Here is a 19,309-nt window from a genome sequence, read left to right as displayed (position 1 = left end):
CCTTGGGGGAGGGATCGCTATATGTCTGCGACCGCGGAAGTTCAGGGAACCGATTCCGTCGGCAATAATCTGCATCCGAGGCGCTGGGTGGCCCTCGGAGTCATCGCGATTGCCCAGTTGATGGTCGTGCTCGACGCGACGATCGTGAATATCGCGTTACCGAGCGCCCAACGGGCTCTCGACATCACCGACGCCGACCGCCAGTGGGTCGTCACGGCGTACACGCTGACTTTCGGTGGTCTTTTGTTGCTCGGCGGCCGGGTCGCCGACTACTGGGGGCGCAAGCGCACCTTCATCGTCGGCGCGATCGGGTTCGCGGCCGCCTCGGCGATCGGTGGTCTGGCCAACGGCGGCGAGATGCTGTTCGCGGCGCGGGCGCTGCAGGGTGCGTTCGGTGCGTTGCTCGCCCCGGCCTCGCTGGCCCTGCTGACCGTGCTGTTCACCGAGACGCGAGAGCGGGCCAAGGCGTTCGCCGTGTACGGCGCGATCGCCGGCGGCGGGTCGGCGGTCGGGCTGCTGCTCGGCGGCGTGCTCACCGAGTATGCGAGCTGGCGCTGGTGCCTGCTGGTCAACATTCCGGTCGCGCTGCTGGCGCTCGGGCTGGCGATCCCGCTGGTGCCGGAGAGCAAGGCGAGCGGCGACACCTCGTACGACATTCCGGGCGCGGTTATCGTCACGGCCGGGCTGGCGTCGCTGGTCTACGGCTTCACCGAGGCGGCCAAGCCGGGTAAGGGCTGGGACGCACCGGTGACTCTGGCGTTCATCCTCGGCGGGCTCGCGCTGATCGCGATCTTCTTCCTGATCGAGCGCAAGGTGAAGAATCCGTTGCTGCCGTTGCGCATCCTGGCCGACCGGAACCGCGGCGGGGCGTACATCGCCTCGATGCTGGTCGGCGCCGGGCTGCTCGGCGCGTTCCTGTTCCTCACGCTGTACGTGCAGAACGTGCTGCACTACACGCCGCTCAAGGCCGGGTTCGCCGCGCTGCCGGTCACCATCGGTGTGCTGATCTCGGCGACGCTGGCGAGCAGTCTGATACCGCGTACCGGCCCGCGCCCGCTGATGATCGTCGGCCCGGTGATCGCGGCCGGCGGCATGTTCCTGCTGCGCTTCGTCGGCCTGGACACGTCGTTCTGGCTGCATCTCATGCCCGCTCAGATCCTGCTCGGGCTCGGGCTCGGCCTGACCTTCGTGCCGCTGTCCAGTCTGGCGCTGATCGGGGTGCCGGGGCATGACGCGGGTGCCGCGAGCGCGGCGCTGAACGCGACCCAGCAGGTCGGCGCCTCGCTCGGCACGGCGTTGCTGAACACGATCGCGACCAGCGCCATCGCGGCATACCTGGTGAGCCACGTGCCGACCTCGCCGCAGGGCGCCGTGCGGACCGGGCTGCTCGCCCAGATCGACGGCTATTCGGCGGCGTTCACCTGGGCGGCCGCGTTGATCCTGGGGGCCGCGGTGGTGACCGCGGTGCTGGTCCGGGCGCACAAGGAGGACCTGCCGGTGGAGAACGCCGGCGCCCCGGTCGGGTGACCCGGCGGCTGGTTCATCCGCCAATCACCACACAAGACATAATTCGGGCATGCGATCACGTTGGCTCGGCGTGTTGCTCGCCGTCTTCACCGTCGCCGGTCCGGTCCCGGCCCACGCGGGGCCGCCCGGCGACGCCGACCCGACCACCATCGCCCGATACCTGTTCAACGGGCGCGGGTCGATCTTCTCCGACGCCGGCAACCGGCACACCCTGCGGGTGATCTCCCGGCACGGCGGGCGGGTGCGCACGGTCGTGCACGGGCGCGGCACGGCCATCGCCTTCCCGTCGCGGTGCGCCGCGCACGTCTGCCCGCACGTCGCCCTGCAGGCCCCGACCACCGCCGATCTCAACCCCGGGACCAGGGACATCGCGTACGGGGCGGACGTCCTGCTGGAGCCGGACGAGACCAGCAAGGGGCAGAACGTCATGCAGAAGGGCTACTCGGCGACGAGCAGCCAGTGGAAGCTGCAGGTCGACGGCGTGGCCGGCCGCCCCAGTTGCGTGCTGGTCGACCGGCACACGCTGAAGATCTGGATCGCCACCAGCGCGGTCAGCGTGGCCGACGGGCGCTGGCACCGGGTGGAGTGCGTGCGGACGCGGACCACGCTGAGCGTCCGCGTCGACGCGGGGGTGTCCGGACGCGTCCGGGTCCCGGCGAACCTGTCGGTGCGCAACAGCCGGCCGCTGAGCATCGGCGGCAAGGGTGCCTATCGCGACAACGACCAGTTCAACGGGGCCCTGGACAACGTCTGGGTGCGAATCGGCTAGCGGCCCATGCCGGTCACGACGGCGTTGAGCAGGTCGCCCTTCGCGGTGTCACCGGACAGCTCCCACGCGAACGCGCCGCCCAGCGACTTGCTCGCGGCGAACGACATCTTCGCCTTGATCGTGTCGGGGGTGTCGTAGGACCACCATTCGCTGCCGCAGTGCCCGTACGCCGTACCGCCGGCGTCACCGGTGGGCGGGCAGCGGTCCGCGAGGATCGCGTAGTCCTCGAGCCCGGTCTCGTACTTGCCCTTGGCCGGACCGCTCGCCGTGCCACCGGGTGCGGCCGAGCTGACCCCGGTCCAGCCGCGGCCGTAGAACGGGACGCCGAGCAGGATCTTCGCCGGCGGGACGCCCATGCTGAGCAGCTGGTCGATGGTGGCGGTGGTGGTGGCGTTCGCCCGGGGAATGCCGGAATATCCGGAAAGCGGGGACTGGAGCGCGGTGTGGTGCTCGTCCTGCGCGTCCGCACCGTTGGCGTCACCGTCGCCGCCGGTACCGAAGTAGTCGTACGTCATCGCGCCGAGCCAGTCCGCCTGGGCGGCCGCGGCCTGGTAGTCGCTGGCCTTGAGCTTCTCCACGTCGGCGGGCACGGCCGCGGTCACCACCGCTTGCTTGCCGAGCGCGGACCGCAGCGCCGTCAGCACCTTCGCGAGCCCGTCCGGCCCGCTCTTGTCGCAGGTCAGGCCGCAGGCGTTCGGGTACTCCCAGTCGACGTCGACCCCGTCGAAGACGCCCTTCCAGCGTGAATCGTCGAGGAGCTGGCGGCAGGAGTCGGCGAACGCGGCCGGATCTTTCGCGGCGGTCGTGAAGCCGCCCGAATCGTTCCACCCGCCGAACGACCAGACGACCTTGAGCTGCGGGTACTTCTTCTTCAGCTTGCGGAGCTGACCGAAGTTGCCGCGCAGCGGGGCGTCCGGCGCGTCCGCGGCACCGTCCACACTGGCCGCCGCGGTGATCGGCTTCTGGTAGTCGGCCCAGGCGTCGGTGGCGGCGCACTTGCCGTCCTTGACGGTCCCGAAGGCGTACAGGAGATGGGTGAGCTTGCCGGCGGCGCCGTCCGTGTCGAGATCTTTCACCTGGAAGTTGCGGTCGTAGACGCCCCAATTGGTGAAGTATCCGACGACTTTCGTCGATTCGGTAGGTTTGGCGGTCTGGGCGGGATCGTCGCTGCACGCCGCCACGAGAGCTAACAAGGCGATAACGAGCAATACTGGTCGAAGGCGCACCGTGCTGAACCTATCCGGGCTAGGGGGACCGGCGGTCAGGCCATCCCTCGAATGTGTATCAGATCCATGCCGGGGTGATTCCCGGCACGGTGGGCAAAGAAAACTCTCAGTTATGCGATCGTTTCTCGGTGGCCATCAGCCCGCATGAACCCCCGTCCGCACCCACAGTGCGGGATTGGCGCAAGGATCTTCGCGCCCTGCTCAGCCTGCACCGTGTAGTCAATCGGTTGCGAGCTGTGCTGCGAGCGGCGCTCGTCACATTTGTGGTACTGACCGCGACCCTCTGGTTGATGCCCGGAGTGGGCGGAGCGGACATTCTGGACACGATCGGCCTGGTGCTGGTGGTGGCCGGCGTCGGCGCGGTCCTGCGTCCGCTGTTGCTGGTCGGCATCGTCGCGCTCGGCGGCTGGGGCGCGATGCTGCTCGGCGTGGTCGCCCAGATCGCCGTCATCGTGGTGGCCCTGGAGCTCGACCCGGCGAATCGGATCAGCGGGCTGCCGTCCCTGGTCATCGCCGCGATCCTCGCTGTGATCTTCGCCGCGATCCTGGACTGGATGCTCGACAGCGGTACCGAGGACACGTTCGTCCGGGAGTCGAAGCGGCTGATGCGCGGCATCCGGCGGCGGATCGCCCGGCAGAACGGCGGGCCGCTGCTCACCCTGCGCCGGCCGCGTCAGGGCACCGAGCCGGGCCTGCTCATGGTGCAGTTCGACGGGCTTTCCGAGCCGGTGCTGCGCTGGGCGGTCCGGGCCGGAAACCTCCCGACGCTCGGGCACTGGCTGCGCTCCGGCAGCCACGTGATGCGCGGCTGGCACACCGGGTTGCCCTCCACCACCCCCGCCTCGCAGGCCGGGATCCTGCACGGCGCGTCCCGGCAGATCCCCGCGTTCCGCTGGTTCGAGAAGGACTCCGGCAAGCTCCTGGTCACCAGCCGGCCGCGCGACGCGGCGGTGCTGCAGCCGCGGCTCAGCAACGGGCAGGGTCTGCTGCGCGACGGCGGGGTCAGCATCGGCAACGCGTTCAGCGGCGACGCGGCGGTCAACCTGCTGACGGTCAGCCACGCGGCGCTGCCCGGCCGCTCGGCGCGTGGCTGGGCGGCGTTCATGGCCTCGCCGTACGGGTTCACCCGCGCGCTGGTGCTCGGCGTCGGCGAGGTCATCACCGAACTGCACCAGGCGCGTCTGCAGCGCCGGCGCAACCTGCTGCCGCGGGTGAGCCGGTCCGGGGCGTACCTGGCGCTGCGGCCCGCCTCGATGCTGCTGCGCGACGTGAACATCTCGCTGATCGCCGAGCAGATGGCGCTCGGCGCGCCGGCCGTCTACTGCGACCTGGTCGACTACGACGAGGTGGCGCACCACGCCGGCCCGGCCCGGCCGGAGTCGATGCGGCAGCTGGAAAGCCTGGACCGGATGCTCGGGGTGCTGGAACGGCTCGCCCCCGAAGCCGCTCGGCGCTATCACCTGGTCGTGCTGTCGGACCACGGGCAGAGTCAGGGTTCCACGTTCCGGCAGCGGTACGGCGAGACGCTGGGCGAGGTGGTGACCCGGCTGGGTGGTGAGGCCGCCCTGACCGTCAAGAGCGACAAGTCGGAAATGCTGGGTGAGGTCGCGCCGCTGCTGGTCGTGCCGTCGGGCAACCTGGCACTGGTCTACCTCACGAAGATCAAGGAGCGGGCGGACCGGGCCGGGATCGACAGCGCCTACCCGCGGCTGATCGACGGGCTGGCCGGGCATCCCGGCATCGGCCTGGTGGTGGTGCGCGACGCGGACGGTCCGGTGGCGCTCGGCACCTCCGGCAGCCACCACCTGCGTGACGGCCGCGTCGAAGGGCTGGACCCGCTGCTCCCGTACGGTCCGCACGCCCGCCGCGACCTGCTGCGCCACCAGGAAGCGGTGCACAACGGCGATCTGGTGCTGATCAGCTCGGTGGACCCGGTGACCGAGGAGGTCGCCGCGTTCGAGGAACTGGTCGGGTCGCACGGTGGCCTCGGCGGCTGGCAGACCGACGCGGTGCTGGTCCACCCGGCCCGCTGGCCGATCACCCAGCCCGAACTCGACGGGCCGGACACCATCCACAAGCAGCTGGTCGAGTGGCTGGCCATGCTGGGCCTGCGCAAGCACACGCCGCCGGCCCTGGAGACCCACCTCGAGCAACCGCCGACTCTCGATCAAGAAAACCCGAGACTTTCCCGTACGCACGACGGTTAGTGGTTTGTGCCCTTCGTTCGATATTTCGTGCCACGGGCAGCGGTGGTCGCTGTCCTCGTCCTCGCCGGACTCCCGGCGACCGCGGTCGGCGTCCGGGCACGCGAGATCACACCCGCGTTCAACGGCAGCGTGTACGCCATCGCGCACCGCGGCGACGTGACCTACGTGGGCGGCGAGTTCACCACCGCGACCTCGGCCGGCCGCACCTATCCGCGGCTGCGGCTGGCCGCCTTCGACACGCGCAGCGGCACGCTGTTGCCCTGGGCGCCGCCGGCCGACGCGACCGTGCGTGCGCTGGCCGCCGCCGGCGACAGCGTCTACGCCGCGGGCGACTTTCACCGGGTCGGCGGGCTCGACCGGGACTCGCTGGCCCGGCTGCACCCGGACACCGGCGCGGTGCGGTCCTTCCGGCACGATCTGACCGGCACCGCGTACGCCCTGGCGAGCGGAAACGGGCTGCTCTACCTCGGCGGCAGCTTCACCCGCGTGGATGATCACCGGCGCGCCAACCTGGCCGCCTTCTCGCTGGTGACCGGGAAGCTGGACGGGCGGTGGCGGCCGGACGCGGACGACGCCGTGCACGCGCTGGCGGTGCGTGGGCCGAAGGTGTTCCTGGGCGGCGGCTTCCACACCGTGGCGGAGGTGACCGGCACGCTACGGCTGGCCGCGGTGCACGGCACCACCGGCGAGGTGGACGACGACTTCCTGCCGCGGGCGCCGGCCGAGGTGCGGGCGATCGCGGTCGACGGCGACGGGGTGTACGCGGCGACCGCGGGCGTGGGCGGGCGGGCGATCTCCTACTCGTACGCCGGGAAGGTGCGCTGGGAGCGGGTCTTCGACGGGGACGCGGCGGCGATCGTCACGGCCGGCGGGCTCACCTACGTCGGCGGCCACTTCGACAGCGCTTGCCTGACCAGTAAGAACGGCGCGCACGGGGCGTGCACCGACGGGTCCGAGCCTCGGTACAAGCTGGCGGCGGTGACGCGTACGGGGAAATTGGCCTCGTGGGCGCCGCAGGCGAATGGGGTGATCGGGGTCCGCGTGCTCGCGCTCAGCAAGGGCACGCTCCAGGCCGGCGGCGACTTCACGCTGATCGCCGGCCAGGAGCGGCGCCGGTTTGCGGTGTTCTAGGGCGCGTCCGGCAGGTCGTCGAGGAACTCCGCGGTCGGCACGAAGAACAGCGTGCCCGTCATGGCCGTCGAGAAGTCGAGGATCCGGTCGTAGTTGCCGTACGGCTCGCCGATGAACATGCGGCGCAGCATCAGCTCGGGCACGTCCGGCGTCGCGGCGTAGGCGATGTAGTACGTCCCGAACTCGCCCGACTTGATCGACCCGAACGGCATGTTGTCCCGCAGGATCTTCTGCTCGTTGCCGTCCGCGTCCTCGATCGTGTTGAGCGCGACGTGCGAGTTCGGTGCCTTGTCCTTGAGCTCGACGTTGTCCAGCTTGGTGCGGCCGATCGCGGCCTCCTGGTCCTCGACCTTCAGGCTGTTCCACGCGGTCAGGTCGTGCACGTACTTCTGCACCATGACGTAGCTGCCGCCGGCGAAGTCCGGATCCTCGTCGCCGACCAGCACCGCGTTCTCGGCGGTGTGCCCGGTCGGGTTCTCCGTGCCGTCCACGAAGCCGAGCAGGTCCCGCTCGTCGAAATACTTGAAGCCGTGGGTCTCGTCGACGACGTCGGCCACGTCCTTGAGGCGCTCGCCGATCTTCGCGGCCATCTCGAAGCAGACGTCCATCTGGGTGGCCCGCAGGTGGAAGAGAAGATCGCCCGGGGTGGCCGGGGCGACGTGCCGCGGGCCCTTCCAGGCGCGGAACTTGTGCAGCTCGGCCGGCCGGGGCCCGGCGAACAGCCGATCCCACAGGTCGGAGCCGATGCCGGTGACACACGACAGCTTCGCGGCGGGCAGGCGGAAGCCGACCGTACGCTGTAACGCGCTCAGGTCCTCCAGCAGCTCGCGTACGACGGGCTCACCCCCGGGCCGCACGGTGACCACGAGAAAAATCGCCGCGTCGGTGAGCGGGGCCAGCACGGCCTGCGGGTCAACGCGCGGCGCTAGGGAGCGGGGCTCGGTCATGAGCCGCAGCTTACGGTTCCGCACCCCCGAATGGCCGCACGAGTGAGCCGTCTATCCCTCGTTGAGGAAGGTGGCCAGGTCGGTGAGGGAGGTCAGCGGGAGGTCGGCGGGGAGGCCGCGGACGGCGGCCGTGTGGGCGCCCGCCGCGCGGGCCGCCTGCAGGCCGACCTCGGCGTCCTCGACCACCAGGCAGCTCGCCGCCGGAACGCCCAGGAGCTGGGCGGCCAGGAGGTAGCCGGCCGGGTCGGGCTTGCCCTCGGCCACGTCGTCGGTCGTCACCAGGACCGGGGGCTCGATGCCGACCGCGTCCAGGCGGGCCTTCGCCAAGCGCGCGTCGGCGCTCGTGACCACCGCCCACGGGAGCTTCAAAGCGGCCAGCAGCGGCAGCGCGCCCGGCGTGGCGACCACGTCGGCCAGGTCGTCGTACTGGAGTTCCAGCTGGCGGGCCGAGGCGGCCTCGATCTGCGCGTCGTCGAAGGCGGGGAACAGGCGGCGGACCGCGTACTGGCTCGGGGCCCCGTGCGCCAAGCGGTACGCCGTCGGGCCGTCCACTCCGTACTCCCCAGCCCACGTCAGCCAGGCGCGCTCGACCGCTTTGTCCGAGTCGACGAGCGTGCCGTCCATGTCGAAAAGGATGGCCTCGATCTCGGATGCGATTAAGTCGGACATGCCTCAAGACTCGCACGCGGAGCGGACGGCCCCGGCCCAAAGGTCGGGGCCGTCACACCGGACGAATCAGCTTCGGCGCGTACGGGTTCCGGTCGTCTTCGTGGCCTTGGTCGCCTTGGTGGCGCGGCCGGACGCCGTACGACCGGACCTCGCCGTGCTTGCGGACCGGGTCGTTGCGGACGAGCTCGCCGTCTTGGCAGCGCGGGCCGTCGTCGTGCGCGCGGCGGTCTGCCGGGCCGGGCTTTCGGTGGCCGCGGCCCGTTCCGGCGCGGGCGACGAGGTGACCCCGGCGGCCCGCAGGTCCTTCTCCTTCTCGCGCTGCACCAGGTCGTCCAGCACGCTCTTGGAGTATTTGTCGTCCATGCTCTCCGCGCGGCGCGACGCCTTCGACGCCTTGCCGACCGCCTTCTGATGGGCCTTCGCCAGGCGGTCGCGGTCGCGTTGCTGGGTCTTCAAGGAACGCTTGAGCCGCTTCGCCTCGGCCTCGGCGTTGCGCAGCGCCAGCGTCTGCTGTTCGGTGAGATCGGCGTTCGTCTGGAGCCGGTTCGCCAAGTCCGTTACGGCCGAACGGGCCTTCTCGGCGGCGTCTTTCGCGGCCGCGGACTGTTCGCGGCGCCGGTCGAGCTGTGTCTGGGTCACGGTGTCTCCTTCCGTACTCCCTTGTCGCCCTACCCGGGCGGCTCTCCGCAAATCTCTCAGGTGGTTGTCTTTTCGACCACTATTGCGGCGGACCGGGCTCGGCGTCGTCTGATGTGCCGGACATGCAGCGTCACGTAAGTCGCGACGGCGACCGCGGCCAGCGCGATCGCCCACCATTTGTATCGGTGCGCATGTTCGATGATTTCCACCAAATGCGTCCCGAGCAAGTAGGCGATCGTCGTCCACCAACCGACCCAGAGGGCCGCCCCGATCGCGTTGAAGAGAAGGAATGTGCGCCAGGGCATCGCCGAGATGCCGGCGATCACCCCGTTGAATTGCCGTAAGCCGTCGATGAATCGGGCGATCATGACGACCCGGCCGCCGCGACGCGCGAAGAACCCTTCCGCCCGGGCGAGCCGTTCCGGCGTGAGGAAGACGTACTTGCCCCAGCGGTGCACGAGCTTGCGGCCACCGCGGACGCCGATCCAATAACCGATGTTGTCGCCCACCACGGCAGCGATGAAGGCGATCGCGCCGACCGCGACAATGTTCAGCCGGCCCGCCCCGGCATAGATCGCCGCGGCCACCATGATGGTCTGACCCGGCGCGGGGACCCCGAAGCTCTCGACACCGATGACCGCCGCGACGGCGAGGTACCCCCATCGGTCGAGGATCGGGGCGACTCCGTGGAGGAATCCGGGAAGGTCCGCTGTAGGAGGCATCGGGGTACACGGTAGCCGCAGGTTCGGCTCCGTTACCTGGGAGAGTGACAGCCCGGCTTTTTTCAAGTCGTGACAAAACCGCTCTCAGATGTGAAGGTTTCCCGGTGCGCACGCGATCGGGACCCGCCCTCGCCGCCCTCGCCACCGGCACCTTCGCGATCGGCATGACCGAGTTCGTGATCACCGGCTTGTTGCCGGACATCGCCGCCGACTTCGCGGTTTCGATCCCCACCGCCGGCTTGCTGATCTCCGGGTACGCGATCAGCGTCCTGATCGGTGGACCGGTGGTGACGGCCCTTGTCGCGCGGCGTCCGCGTAAACCGGTGCTGGTCGTGTTGCTCGCGTTCTTCGTGGCCGGCAATGTCATCTGTGCGCTCGCACCGGCGTACGGGATCATGCTGGCCGGACGGATCGTCGCCGCTCTCTGCCATGGCTCTTTCATCGGTTTCGCGACCATTGTCGCCGGGGATCTCGTACGCCCGGAGCGCCGCAGCAGCGCGATCGCCGCCATGCTCAGCGGCCTGACCATCGCGAATGTCGCGGGCGTGCCGCTCGGCACCGTGCTCGGGCAGCAGCTCGGCTGGCGGGCGACGTTCTGGGCGATGGCGCTGCTCGGCTTGGGGGCGGCGCTCGCGACGGCGCTGCTGGTGCCATCGGCCGCCGGGACCGAAACGGCGGCCGGGAAAGCAAGGGCCGCCGGGAAAGCAAGGGCCGCCGGGGCCGCAACGACCGCTGGAAAAGCAACGACCGCCGGGGCCGCAACGACCGCAACGACCGCGCCGGTCCGCGCCCAGCTCTTCGCCTTCCGGAAGCCCGAGCTCTGGCTAGCCCTCGCGATGACAGCGCTCGCGTTCGGCGCCGTCTACGCGCCTTTCACCTACATCGCACCCCTCATGACCGACATAGCGGGATTCGGCAAGGATGCTTTACCCTATTTGCTCGCTTTGTTCGGCCTGGGCCTCGTCCTGGGCAACGTCCTCGGCGCCCGCGGCGCGGACCACCGTCTCATGGGGACAATCGTGACCGCCTCGATCGCGATGCTGATCGTGCTGATCGCGTTCGGCTGGACCTCGCATGCCAAGGCCCCGGCCACCATCACGCTGTTCCTGCTGGGCGTGGCCGCCTACGCCACCGTCCCCGGCCTCACCACGCGCGTACTCACCGCAGCCGGCGACGACGGGCAGAACCTGCTGGCCTCCTCGGCCGCGGTCTCGGCCTTCAACCTGGGCAACGCCGCGGGCGCCTACCTGGGCGGCCGGGCGATCACCGCGGGCTGGGGCTACGACGCGACCCCGCTGGTCGGCGCCGCAATGGAGGCCGCGGCAATCGGCGTCGCGCTCATACTCCTTACCCGTACGCGTCGGGAAAGCGCTCTTTCACTGCCCTGATCCGCACAGCGAAAGGCCGGCCCGAAAGGGGCCGGCTCTCGCGATCAAGCGCGGCTACAGAGCGTCGCTCGAAAGCTGGTTCCGCAGCTTGGTCAGCGCCTTGGTGAGCAGCCGGGAAACGTGCATCTGCGAGATACCGATCTGGTCGGCGATCTGCGACTGGGTCAGGTTGCCGTAGAAGCGCAGCGTCAGAATCTTCTGCTCGCGCTCGTCCAGCGAGGCGAGCGCCGGCCCGAGCGCGACCCGGGTCTCGGCCAGCTCGTACTCGTAGTCCTCGCCGCCGAGCGTGTCGCCCAGCTCGGTGCTGCCGTCCGCCGAGATCGGCGTGGACAGCGAGGTGGCGTTGTAGGCGCGAGCGCCCTCCAGCCCCTCCAGCACGTCTTCCTCGCTGATCCCGAGGTGCCCGGCGACGTCGGCCACGGTCGGCGAGCGGCCGAGCGAGTGCGTCAGCGTGCTGTTGGCCTCGGTGATCGAGAGCCGCAGCTCCTGCAGCCGGCGGGGAACGCGGACGCTCCACGTACGGTCCCGGAAGTGACGCTTGATCTCGCCGATGATGGTCGGGATCGCGTACCCGGCGAAGTCGACGCCGCGGTCCGGGTCGAACTTGTCGACCGCCTTGATCAGCCCGACGGTCGCGGTCTGCACGAGGTCGTCGGTGGGTTCGCCGCGGCCCGAGTAGCGGTGCGCGAGGTGGCGTGCGAGGGGCAACCACGCCTCGATCGCACGGTCGCGCAGCATGGCGCGCGACGGGTGATTGTGCGGCAACGCCGCCATCGCATCGAGAAGCTCGGCGGCGCTGTCGGTGAGCGCAGCGCCGGTCAAAGCGACGCGTTCGGCGAGCGCCTCCGCCTCGGTCGCGGGCGAAGCAGTCTCGGTGACAGTCATGCTCTGGTCCTCCCTGGCACCTGTCCGGAGAGCCGGTCCATTGCTGGACCCGGGGGTCGGGCGGGTGTCCCTATCACTGGTCGACGGTGATCCATGGACCACCGGCCGGCCACGCATATTAGGCCGTTCGGATAAGACGACCCTAGCCGAGAAGACGAGCATAGACTAGCCGAAAGTATGAGTGACTTTGCGTGAATGCAAATATCCCCAGCGGATCTTGAGGGCGGGATCCGCAACACCGCAGGTCAACGATTACCCTCCGCGGCCAGGGAAAACACCCTCGGTGCCGAATTGCGACGAGCCTCACTCCCGTGCTTGAGCCCCCCGGGGTTCCGGGAACTAACGCGCGCATGACCAGGCGAGCCGCGTAACCATGCCGCTCGTCGTCTCCTCGGTGTTGCTCGCCGGCATCCTGGCGTTCGCGGTGGGCCGGCCACGCGGACTTCCCGAGGCCGTCGTCGCGGTTCCGGCGGCGTTACTCGTCCTCGCCACCGGCCTGGTGCCGTGGCACGACGCGGTCGACGAGGTGCGCGAGCTCGGCCCCACCGTGGGGTTCCTGGCCGCGGTCCTGGTCCTCGCGCATCTCGCGGGCTCGCACGGCGTGTTCCGGTACGCCGGTGGGGTCACCGCCCGCATCTCCCGCGGCAGCCCGAAACGCCTGCTCACGACCGTCTTCGTGGTGGCCGCGGTAACCACCGCGGTGCTCAGCCTGGACGCCACCGTGGTCCTGCTCACACCGGTGGTCTTCGCGACCGCGGCGCGCATCGGGTCCCGGCCGCGACCGCACTCGTACGCCTCCGCCCACCTGGCCAATTCGGCGTCGTTGCTGCTGCCGGTCTCGAACCTGACGAATCTGCTGGTCTTCGCCGCGAGCGGCCTGACGTTCCTGGGTTTCGCGGCGATGATGGCGTTGCCCTGGCTCGCCGTGATCGCCGTCGAATACGCGGTCTTCCGCTGGTTCTTCCGCGCCGACCTGAACAAGCCCCCCGGCCTGGTCGAGGAACAGACCGATCAACCCTTGCCCCGGTACGCCTTGACGGTGCTGGCCCTGACACTCGCCGGATTCGCCGTTTCCGAACCGCTGGGTGTCGCCCCGGTGTGGATCGCGGTCGCCGGCGCCGTGGCCTTGGCCGTCCCGCTGCGACCCTCTCCCCGCACCCTGATCCGGGAGGCGAACCCGGCCTTCTGCGCCTTCGTCGTCGCGCTGGGGATCGTGGTGCTCGCCGTCCGCGAACATGGGCTCGGCCGGCTGGTAGACGCTCTCGTCCCCGGCCACGAGGGCCTGCTCGGGCTGCTGGCGGTGGCCACGCTGGCGGCCGTCCTGGCGAACGTGCTCAACAACCTGCCGGCCACGCTGGTGCTTCTCCCGGCCGTCCATCAGTCGCCGGGCCTGATCCTGGCCGTGCTGATCGGCGTCAACGTAGGCCCGAACCTGACTTATGTGGGCTCCCTGGCCACGCTGCTGTGGCGGCAGATCCTGCACACCCGCGACGCCCGCCCGGACGCCGGCGAGTTCCTGCGGCTCGGCTCGGTGACCGTGCCGCTCGCGCTGGTGGCCGGCGTCTTGGCGCTCTGGCTGGCCCTGCAGGTGTGAGGGTGCCCCGCTCGGCGGCGGGACACCCCGTACGGATCAGATGGTGACGCTCGGGTAGAGCGGGAACGGCGCCAGCAACTCGGTCGCCTGCTTGGAGACGCGGTCGGCGAGGGCCGGGTCGAGCACGTACTTGGCCTTGGATCCCTCGGCCGGGCTGGTGTTGGACAGGACCGTGTGGATCAGCTCGGCGATCTGGTCCATCTCGGCGGTGCCGAGGCCGCGCGAGGTGAGCGCGGGCGTGCCGACGCGGATGCCCGACGTGTACCACGCGCCGTTCGGGTCCTGCGGGATCGCGTTGCGGTTGGTGACGATCTCCGAGTCGAGCAGGGCGGCCTCGGCCTGGCGCCCGGTGATGCCGAACGGGTGCACGTCGATCAGCACCAGGTGGTTGTCGGTGCCGCCGCTGACCAGCTGCACCCCGCGGCGCCGCAGCCCCTCGGCGAGCGCCTGGCTGTTGTCGACGATGTTCTGCGCGTACGTCTGGAAGGACGGGTCACGCGCCTCGGCGAACGCGATCGCCTTGGCCGCCATGACGTGGCTGAGCGGGCCACCCAGCACCATCGGGCAGCCGCGGTCGACCTGCGACGCGAGCTCGGGCTGGGCGAAGACGGCGCCGCCACGCGGGCCGCGCAGGCTCTTGTGCGTCGTGGTGGTGACGATGTGCGCATGCGGGATCGGGTTGTAGTCGCCGGTGAAGACCTTGCCCGCGACCAGGCCGGCGAAGTGCGCCATGTCGACCATGAAGGTGGCGCCCACCTCGTCGGCGATCTCGCGCATGGTCGCGAAGTTCACCTTCCGGGGGTACGCCGAGTAGCCGCCCACGATGATCAGCGGCTGGAACTCCTTCGCCGTGTCCCGTAGCGCCTTGTAATCGATCTGGCCGGTCGCCGGGTCGACGCCGTAGCTGCGCTGGTCGAACATCTTGCCCGAGATGTTCGGCCGGAAGCCGTGCGTGAGGTGGCCGCCCGCGTCCAGCGACATGCCCAGCATCCGCTGGTTGCCGAAGGCCGCCCGCAACTCGGCCCACTCGGCCTCGCTCAGGTCGTTGACCTGGCGCTTCTCGAACTTCTGCAGGTGCGGCACCTCGACCCGGTCGGCCAGGATCGCCCAGTAGGCCACCAGGTTGGCGTCGATGCCGGAGTGCGGCTGGACGTACGCGTACGGCGCGTCGAACAGTGCCTTGGCGTGCTCGACCGCGACCGCCTCGACGGTGTCCACGTTCTGGCAGCCCGCGTAGAACCGGCGGCCGATCGTGCCCTCGGCATACTTGTCGGAAAGCCAGTTACCCATTGCCAGCAGCACGGCCGGCGACGCATAGTTCTCACTCGCGATCAGCTTGAGCGACTCTCGCTGATCATGCAGCTCTTTGGTGATCGCGTCCGCGATGCGCGGCTCGACGGACCGGACGACATCCAGCGCCGCACGAAAAGCGGTGGACTCGGCATTCAGCTCGGACATAGGACCTCACTATCACGATGCAGAGGCCCAGGCGCACGGCAGGTCGTCATTCGACGAGGCCGCTCCCCGATGGTTAGCCCACCTTCACGCGCCAGTCACGGCCCGAGGCCGAGCATACCGGGGTCCGCCCTGGCTACCAACGGACCGCAGCCGTCGACCAAAGACGGTTGCCGGGCGTCGCCGCCGATCGCGAGAATCGATGGCATCGACGAAAGGCGGCGGCATGGATCTTCCTCGCAGTTTCGTCATCCGCGAGGGTGACCTCCGCATCCTGAACCCACTATCGGCCACGAAGCTCGCCACCCTCGGCCAGGTCATCAAGCTGCGGCCCGGCGACCACCTGCTCGACCTCTGCTGCGGCAAGGGCGAGATGCTCTGCACCTGGTCACGCGATCATGGCATCACCGGCATCGGGGTGGACATCTCGACCGACTTCCTCGCCGCCGCGCGGGCCCGCGCCGACGAGCTGTGCAGCCCGGTCGAGTTCGAGCACGCCGACGCGAGCACATATACGAGCCGGAAGAAGGCGGACGTCGTCGCCTGCCTCGGCGCCACGTGGATCGGCGAGGGCGTGCAGGGCACTCTGGAGATCGCCGAGCGCAGCCTGCGGCCCGGCGGCATGGTGCTGATCGGCGAACCGTTCCGCCGGGGTTATCCCCCCGTCGAGTACGCGATGGGCCAGCAGTTCCGGTCGCTGCCCGAGCTGCTCAAACAGTTCCGCGAGCTGGGCTGGGACGTCGTCGAGATGGTGCTGGCGAACCAGGACGACTGGGATCGGTACGCGGCCGCCCACTGGCTCAACATCCGCCGGTGGCTGGACGCCAATCCCGACGATCCGCTCGCGCCCGAGATGCGTCAGGAGTTGACCGACGATCCGGTGCACCACGCGAGGTATCAACGGGAGTATTTGGGCTGGGGTGTGATCGCTCTGATGAGATAACCAGGTGAACGGCGTACAAATCCTGCTCATCGTCGGCGTCGGCATCGCGGTCTCGGCCATCGCCCGCAAGCGGCACATCGAGCCGGGCCTGATCATCGTGGTGCTGGCCGCCGGGGCCTCGTTCATCCCGGGCGTGCCACGCCTGGAACTCGACAGCGAGCTCATCCTCGCGGTCGTGGTGCCGCCGTTGCTCTACTCGGCCACCCGCGGCTCGTCGTTCTCCGGCTTCGGGGCAAACCTGCGGGCGATCACCACGCTCGGCGTCGTCCTGGTGCTGCTGACCGCGGGCGCGCTGGGCCTGGTCGCGCAATGGCTGCTGCCGTCGATCGGGGTGGCCGCGGCGTTCGTGCTCGGGTCGGTGCTCGCGCCGCCGGACACGATCACCACGGTGTCGCACGGTGACGAGATCGGGCTGCCGCAACGGGTGACGACGATCCTGACCGGGGAGAGCCTGGTCAACGACGCGACAGCGCTGACCCTGTTCACGATCGCGGTCGGGGCGGTCAACGGCGAGCACACGTCGTGGCGGGGCGGCACCGTCGATCTGCTGCGCAACGCGGTGGTCGGGCTCGCTATCGGGGCGCTGCTCGCCGTGGTGGCGCTGTGGATCCGTAAACGGCTCGGCAACCCGACGCTCGAGACGTCGCTGGTGCTGCTCGTGCCGTTCACCGCGTTCCTGGCCGCCGAGCAGGCGCACGCGTCCGGCATCCTCGCGGTGGTGGCGGCCGCGTTCGGGCTCAGCGTCAACCTCACCCTCGACCCGAAACATCAGTATCCCGGCGCCTACCGCACCCGGCTGCAGGAAGAGGCGTTCTGGCCGGTCGTGGACTTCGTGCTGGAGACCTTCGTCTTCGCGTACATCGGACTGCAGTTGAAGTTCGTCCTGCAGGACCTCGCCGACTCCGAGCAGCCCGGCCTGGTGCGCACGCTGGTCGCGGCCGGGGTGCTGCTGGTGGTGGCGATCGTGTTCCGCATGGTGGTGGTCTACCTGCTGTTCGGCCGCTGGACGCTGCGTCTGCGACTGATCAACCGCCGGCTGGCGAAAGACCCCAAGTTCAAAGATGCCTACGACGTACGCCGCAAGCGCCGCACCCGCCGCCGCGGCGAGCCGTTGGATCCGCCGACGACGCGCGAGACGCTGCTCGTGGGCTGGACCGGCATGCGCGGCATCCTGACGCTGGCCGCCGCCGCCGCGATCCCGGAGCGGACGGCGTCCGGCGCGCCGTTCCCGGGCCGGCCCGCCATCCAGGCCATCGCGCTGATCGTCACGCTCGGCACGCTGCTGATCCAGGGCACCACGATCGGCCGGGCGGCCCGGCTGCTCAAGTTCGACCTGGCCGGCGAGCGGGCCGAGGGGGAGCGGATGCGGCAGCTGGGCCGCGAGATCGTGGCCGAGGCCGCCACCGCCGACCCGGCCGCCGACATGGATTCGTCGTTCGATGCTCAGCGGAAGGCGCTGGGTCAGGCGGTGATGGAGCGGCGGCTGCCCGAGGAGACCGCCCGCGACCTGATCGAAGACCTGGACCTGCGGCAGGCCGCGCAACACACCCCGAGCTGAGCAGGCGGAAGCGCCACGGCATCCGGCCGACGGGAGGGCCTCTGCGCGAGCCTACGGAAGCCGCGGCATCCGGTCGGCGGGAGGGCCTCTGCGCGGGCCTACGGAAGCCGCGTCATCCGGTCGGCGGGAGGGCCTCGGCACCGGCCGGCGAAAGCCGGGCCGAACGGACCTATCGCCTCGCCCCAACGGGCAGACCGCTTGCCACAGCGATATCCATCGATGAAACTCACTCGCGAGAGCGCTCTCAGCCGCCATCCCCAGGCCGGCGACGGCGGGCGGCCGGGCGCACCGCCGCACGCTCCCCATTGGAGACCCCATGCCCCGAACCCGGTGGCGCCCGCTGCTTTTCGGCGCCGTCCTCACGCTCCTGATCCCCCTGACCACGGCCACGGCCGCGCAGGCCGCACCCACCCTCATCTCGCAAGGCCGTCCGGCGACCGCCTCCAGCACCGAGAACGGGACCTTCCCGGCCAGCGCCGCCGTTGACGGCAACACCGGAACCCGCTGGTCCAGTGCGTTCAGCGACCCGCAATGGCTACGGGTCGATCTGGGTGCCGGCGCCACGATCACTTCGGTGACACTCAACTGGGAGGCGGCGTACGCGCGGGCCTTTCAAATCCAGACCTCGGCCGACGGCAACGCCTGGACCACGATCTACAGCACCACGACCGGCACCGGCGGCACCCAGACGATCAACGTCACCGGCAGCGGGCGATATATCCGGATGAACGGGACGACGCGCGCCACCCCGTACGGCTATTCGCTCTGGGAGTTCCAGGTTTTCGGCACGTCGACGTCCACGCCGCCGCCGCCGACCACCGGCATGCCGGACTCGTTCTGGGGCGACACCGCGAGCATCCCGCCGGCGCGCAACGTCGTGCAGGTCAAAGTCCTCAACCGCACCAACGGCCGCTACCCCGACAGCCAGGTCTACTGGAGCTTCAACGGGCAGACCCACTCGATCGCCGAGCAGCCCTACCTCGACATGCCCGCCAACTCGGCCGGCCGCATGTACTTCTACCTCGGCGCGCCGAACAGCCAATACTTCGACTTCATCGAGTTCACCGTCGGCGCCAACGTGTTCAACGGCAACACCACCCGCGTCGACGCCTTCGGCCTGAAGATCGCCATGCGGCTGCACAGCCGGGACGGCAACGACGTGCAGGTCGGCGAGGATTATCAGACCTTCACCGAGGACCGCACCGCCACCTTCAACAAGTTCGCCGCCGAGGTCCCCACCGAGTTCAAGCACCTGGCCACCGCCACCGCGCCCTATCGGATCCTGGCGCCGGGCAGCGACCCGATGTTCCGGCAGGGTGGCCAATACCAGAACTACATCTCCCCGTACGCCTCGGCCCACGGCATCAACGCGATCACCTCGGACATCTTCGGCTGCGCCGGGGTGCTCGCCAGCCAGCCGCAACAGTGCGCCGCGCTGAACCGGCACACCATCGACCTGCCGCAGTCGCAGTGGGAGACGGTGTCGAACTACTACCGGGCCGCGCCCGCGAACTACTACGCGAAGTTCTGGCACGACCACGCCCTCGGAAAGCTCGCCTACGGCTTCCCGTACGACGACGTGGCCGGCCAGAGCTCGTTTGTCTCACACGCGAACCCGCAGTATCTGCTGGTCGCGGTCGGCTGGTGAG

General features: G+C 69.8%; 16 protein-coding genes and 1 riboswitch. Of the genes, 9 read left to right on the top strand and 7 right to left on the bottom strand.

The genetic code is table 11. The features are described 5' to 3' along the window. Nucleotides 1-21: 21 nt before the first annotated feature. Entirely contained in the window at nt 22-1,527 is a 1,506-nt protein-coding gene (locus HH310_RS27975; protein ID WP_169178653.1) for an MFS transporter, read from the top strand. A 49-nt stretch (nt 1,528-1,576) separates the two neighbouring features. Further along, nucleotides 1,577-2,296, top strand: coding sequence for a LamG-like jellyroll fold domain-containing protein (locus HH310_RS27970; protein ID WP_169178652.1), 720 nt, complete (start codon nt 1,577-1,579; stop codon nt 2,294-2,296). Here HH310_RS27970 and HH310_RS27965 read toward each other — a convergent pair. Next, the gene (locus HH310_RS27965) at nt 2,293-3,489 is read right to left on the bottom strand and encodes a glycoside hydrolase family 18 protein (protein WP_248294485.1); all 1,197 of its coding nucleotides are present in this window, start codon (nt 3,487-3,489) and stop codon (nt 2,293-2,295) included. The genes HH310_RS27970 and HH310_RS27965 overlap by 4 nt on opposite strands. Nucleotides 3,490-3,812: 323 nt before the next feature. Between HH310_RS27965 and HH310_RS27960 the strand changes: the two genes are divergently transcribed. Beyond that, on the top strand, nt 3,813-5,729 hold the full coding sequence (locus tag HH310_RS27960; RefSeq protein WP_248294484.1) for an alkaline phosphatase family protein: 1,917 nt from the start codon (nt 3,813-3,815) through the stop codon (nt 5,727-5,729). A gap of 6 nt (nt 5,730-5,735) precedes the next feature. Then, a complete protein-coding gene (locus tag HH310_RS27955) occupies nt 5,736-6,860 on the top strand; it encodes a hypothetical protein (RefSeq protein WP_211192707.1) in 1,125 nt (374 codons plus the stop codon). Here HH310_RS27955 and HH310_RS27950 read toward each other — a convergent pair. The 4 genes from HH310_RS27950 to HH310_RS27935 form a co-directional block, all read right to left on the bottom strand. Further along, entirely contained in the window at nt 6,857-7,807 is a 951-nt protein-coding gene (locus HH310_RS27950; protein WP_169178649.1) for a Dyp-type peroxidase, read from the bottom strand. The two genes, HH310_RS27955 and HH310_RS27950, sit on opposite strands and share 4 nt — an antisense overlap. 51 nt (nt 7,808-7,858) lie before the next feature. Then, entirely contained in the window at nt 7,859-8,476 is a 618-nt protein-coding gene (locus tag HH310_RS27945; RefSeq protein ID WP_169178648.1) for an HAD-IA family hydrolase, read from the bottom strand. 66 nt (nt 8,477-8,542) lie between these two features. Next, the gene (locus HH310_RS27940; protein ID WP_169178647.1) at nt 8,543-9,115 is read right to left on the bottom strand and encodes a hypothetical protein; all 573 of its coding nucleotides are present in this window, start codon (nt 9,113-9,115) and stop codon (nt 8,543-8,545) included. Between the two features lie 56 nt (nt 9,116-9,171). After that, complete coding sequence (locus HH310_RS27935; protein WP_169178646.1) at nt 9,172-9,837, bottom strand: DedA family protein; 666 nt, start codon at nt 9,835-9,837, stop codon at nt 9,172-9,174. Nucleotides 9,838-9,941: 104 nt separating this feature from the next. Between HH310_RS27935 and HH310_RS27930 the strand changes: the two genes are divergently transcribed. After that, nucleotides 9,942-11,225 (top strand): MFS transporter, encoded by a 1,284-nt coding sequence (locus HH310_RS27930; protein WP_312034365.1) that lies wholly within the window; start codon nt 9,942-9,944, stop codon nt 11,223-11,225. Between the two features lie 54 nt (nt 11,226-11,279). On the opposite strand, the gene HH310_RS27925 is transcribed toward HH310_RS27930, so the two are convergent. Beyond that, the gene (locus tag HH310_RS27925) at nt 11,280-12,110 is read right to left on the bottom strand and encodes an RNA polymerase sigma factor SigF (RefSeq protein ID WP_169178645.1); all 831 of its coding nucleotides are present in this window, start codon (nt 12,108-12,110) and stop codon (nt 11,280-11,282) included. Nucleotides 12,111-12,483: 373 nt separating this feature from the next. Here HH310_RS27925 and HH310_RS27920 point away from each other — a divergent pair, with 373 nt between their 5' ends. Then, nucleotides 12,484-13,704, top strand: a complete 1,221-nt coding sequence (locus HH310_RS27920) for an SLC13 family permease (RefSeq protein WP_169178644.1) — start codon at nt 12,484-12,486, stop codon at nt 13,702-13,704. A 36-nt stretch (nt 13,705-13,740) separates the two neighbouring features. On the opposite strand, the gene HH310_RS27915 is transcribed toward HH310_RS27920, so the two are convergent. Next, nucleotides 13,741-15,162, bottom strand: a complete 1,422-nt coding sequence (locus tag HH310_RS27915) for a glycine hydroxymethyltransferase (RefSeq protein WP_169178643.1) — start codon at nt 15,160-15,162, stop codon at nt 13,741-13,743. A gap of 18 nt (nt 15,163-15,180) precedes the next feature. Further along, nucleotides 15,181-15,271: riboswitch (ZMP/ZTP riboswitch) on the bottom strand. Nucleotides 15,272-15,385: 114 nt separating this feature from the next. Between HH310_RS27915 and HH310_RS27910 the strand changes: the two genes are divergently transcribed. The 3 genes from HH310_RS27910 to HH310_RS27900 all read left to right on the top strand — a co-directional run bounded on the left by HH310_RS27910 (nt 15,386) and on the right by HH310_RS27900 (nt 19,308). Beyond that, nucleotides 15,386-16,102, top strand: coding sequence for a cyclopropane-fatty-acyl-phospholipid synthase family protein (locus tag HH310_RS27910; RefSeq protein WP_169178642.1), 717 nt, complete (start codon nt 15,386-15,388; stop codon nt 16,100-16,102). A 4-nt stretch (nt 16,103-16,106) separates the two neighbouring features. Then, nucleotides 16,107-17,660 (top strand): sodium:proton antiporter, encoded by a 1,554-nt coding sequence (locus HH310_RS27905; RefSeq protein ID WP_169178641.1) that lies wholly within the window; start codon nt 16,107-16,109, stop codon nt 17,658-17,660. A 316-nt stretch (nt 17,661-17,976) separates the two neighbouring features. Beyond that, on the top strand, nt 17,977-19,308 hold the full coding sequence (locus HH310_RS27900; protein WP_169178640.1) for a beta-1,3-glucanase family protein: 1,332 nt from the start codon (nt 17,977-17,979) through the stop codon (nt 19,306-19,308). The last annotated feature ends 1 nt before the right edge of the window (nt 19,309 follow it).

Origin of the sequence: Actinoplanes sp. TBRC 11911, from assembly GCF_012933445.1 — a bacterium.
Lineage (GTDB): Bacteria > Actinomycetota > Actinomycetes > Mycobacteriales > Micromonosporaceae > Actinoplanes.
This window is presented reverse-complemented; position numbering and strand designations above follow the sequence as displayed.

Bases quoted from the DNA above. Each gene is read 5' to 3' on its own strand.
- HH310_RS27950 (WP_169178649.1), bottom strand. From the start codon at position 7,807: ATGACCGAGCCCCGCTCCCTAGCGCCGCGCGTTGACCCGCAGGCCGTG.
- HH310_RS27975 (WP_169178653.1), top strand. From the start codon at position 22: ATGTCTGCGACCGCGGAAGTTCAGGGAACCGATTCCGTCGGCAATAAT.
- HH310_RS27925 (WP_169178645.1), bottom strand. From the start codon at position 12,110: ATGACTGTCACCGAGACTGCTTCGCCCGCGACCGAGGCGGAGGCGCTC.
- HH310_RS27920 (WP_169178644.1), top strand. From the start codon at position 12,484: ATGCCGCTCGTCGTCTCCTCGGTGTTGCTCGCCGGCATCCTGGCGTTC.
- HH310_RS27910 (WP_169178642.1), top strand. From the start codon at position 15,386: ATGGATCTTCCTCGCAGTTTCGTCATCCGCGAGGGTGACCTCCGCATC.
- HH310_RS27935 (WP_169178646.1), bottom strand. From the start codon at position 9,837: ATGCCTCCTACAGCGGACCTTCCCGGATTCCTCCACGGAGTCGCCCCG.
- HH310_RS27915 (WP_169178643.1), bottom strand. From the start codon at position 15,162: ATGTCCGAGCTGAATGCCGAGTCCACCGCTTTTCGTGCGGCGCTGGAT.
- HH310_RS27970 (WP_169178652.1), top strand. From the start codon at position 1,577: ATGCGATCACGTTGGCTCGGCGTGTTGCTCGCCGTCTTCACCGTCGCC.
- HH310_RS27960 (WP_248294484.1), top strand. From the start codon at position 3,813: ATGCCCGGAGTGGGCGGAGCGGACATTCTGGACACGATCGGCCTGGTG.
- HH310_RS27900 (WP_169178640.1), top strand. From the start codon at position 17,977: ATGCCCCGAACCCGGTGGCGCCCGCTGCTTTTCGGCGCCGTCCTCACG.
- HH310_RS27945 (WP_169178648.1), bottom strand. From the start codon at position 8,476: ATGTCCGACTTAATCGCATCCGAGATCGAGGCCATCCTTTTCGACATG.